Annotated in this window: 2 protein-coding genes and 1 pseudogene; 1 reads left to right on the top strand and 2 read right to left on the bottom strand. The window is 49.9% G+C overall.

Annotated elements, in window-relative coordinates:
• Positions 1 to 593: pseudogene (locus ACTHUE_RS18090) on the top strand (polyphosphate kinase 2); the annotation flags it as partial.
• 53 nt (positions 594 to 646) lie between these two features.
• On the opposite strand, the gene ACTHUE_RS18085 reads toward ACTHUE_RS18090, so the two are convergent.
• Positions 647 to 1081: a pyridoxamine 5'-phosphate oxidase family protein gene (locus ACTHUE_RS18085; protein ID WP_070843303.1), complete on the bottom strand. Its 435-nt coding sequence runs from the start codon at positions 1079 to 1081 to the stop codon at positions 647 to 649.
• Between the two features lie 53 nt (positions 1082 to 1134).
• Positions 1135 to 1683: a UbiX family flavin prenyltransferase gene (locus ACTHUE_RS18080; protein ID WP_440424108.1), complete on the bottom strand. Its 549-nt coding sequence runs from the start codon at positions 1681 to 1683 to the stop codon at positions 1135 to 1137.
• Positions 1684 to 1685: the final 2 nt, after the last annotated feature.

Here is a 1685-nt window from a genome sequence, read left to right as displayed (position 1 = left end):
CGCGCGTGGTTGCTTTGGAAAAACCAACCACTACCGAACGCGGCCAATGGTATTTCCAACGCTACATCCAAAACCTGCCGACCGCAGGCGAAATGGTATTCTTCGACCGCTCATGGTACAACCGTGCCGGCGTAGAACGCGTAATGGGCTTCTGCGAACCTAACGAATACCTGCTCTTCATGCGTCAAACCCCTGAATTGGAACGTATGCTGGTTGCCAGCGGCATCCATCTGTTCAAATTCTGGTTCTCCGTATCTCGTGAAGAACAACTCCGCCGCTTCATCTCCCGCCGCGACGACCCCCTGAAACACTGGAAACTGTCCCCTGTGGATATCCAGTCGCTCGACCGCTGGGACGACTACACCGAAGCCAAAAACGCCATGTTCTTCCACACCCACACCGGCGACGCGCCTTGGGTCATCATCCGTTCCGATGACAAAAAACGTGCACGTTTGAACTGTATCCGCTACTTCCTGCATCAGCTGGACTATCCGGGCAAAGACGTGAAAGCCATCGGCAAAGTGGACGAGAAAATCGTTTTGGTTCCCGATACACGTTACAAAGACAAAACTGTCGATCTCGGACACGATTAATTTGTAACATTACCAAAGGCCGTCTGAAATTTCATCTTTCAGACGGCCTTTTCTTAATCCTCGCGATTCCAGTACGTTTTTTGTGCGAATACCAATTTATTGTCAGTGAATTTCAAACTGTCCAAATTCAATGCCCAAACATCGCTTTTCATCACTCGAGCAGCAGGATGCGCTTTGTAATACAAAGACTGCGCCGCTTTCAAATCCGCTTCATCCTCAATCAAAGCGGCAGTCGCCGCAAACTGAATGCCGCTGATTTTTGCGATGCTGTCAGGTTGTCCGGCAATGGTACCGGCTACTTTGGCAGAACGACTCATCATTCCGCCATGCTTCGTTTTCAAAGATGTCAGCACAATCAATCGGGCATTCACCTCATCAAACACATAAAAACAGCAAGCTGCCCAAACTTCGCCCTCTTCCGCAGCAGCAATACTGACGACATGATGATTGCTCAAAAACTTCACTATATTGACAGGAATCGTTTGCATGGTTTTTATCTTCCTTCGCAGTAGACGAAATTATGCTCAGGCCGTCTGAAACATCAGCCCTGCCAGCGCGGCACATCGTTTTGAATGATGCCGAACAAGTCCAAAGCATGAGAGACGCTGTGTGTAATCATATCTTCGATGGATTCAGGCTTCTGATATAAAGCCGGAACGGGAGGAAACACGATACCGCCCATCTCTGTCACGCGGCGCATATTTTCAATGTGCGCCAAGTTTAACGGCGCTTCACGCACCATCAACACCAGCCTGCGCCGCTCTTTCAACGTTACATCCGCCGCACGGCTGAGCAAATTATCGGCAAACCCGTGAGCAACCGAAGCCAAAGTTTTCATTGAACACGGCGCAATCAACATTCCGTCCGTCAAAAACGAACCGCTGGCAATGCTTGCCCCGACATTACGGATGGAATGCACGACATCTGCCAAAGCATAAACGTCTTCTTTGGTGTAATCCGTTTCCAAAGTACGGGTCATTTCCGCCCCTTGTGAAACCACCAAATGCGTTTCTACCTGATGCGCACGCAAAAGCTGCAAAGCCTTCACGCCATACTGAAAACCGCTGGCACCGCTGATGCCGACAACCAAAC

The sequence above is a fragment of the Neisseria sp. P0021.S005 genome (assembly GCF_051956955.1).
The sequence above is the reverse complement of the archived record's forward strand: the minus strand, read 5'-3'. Positions and strand labels throughout refer to the sequence as shown.

Excerpts from the sequence above, each read along its gene's own strand:
- ACTHUE_RS18085 (WP_070843303.1), bottom strand. The coding sequence starts at position 1,081 with ATGCAAACGATTCCTGTCAATATAGTGAAGTTTTTGAGCAATCATCAT.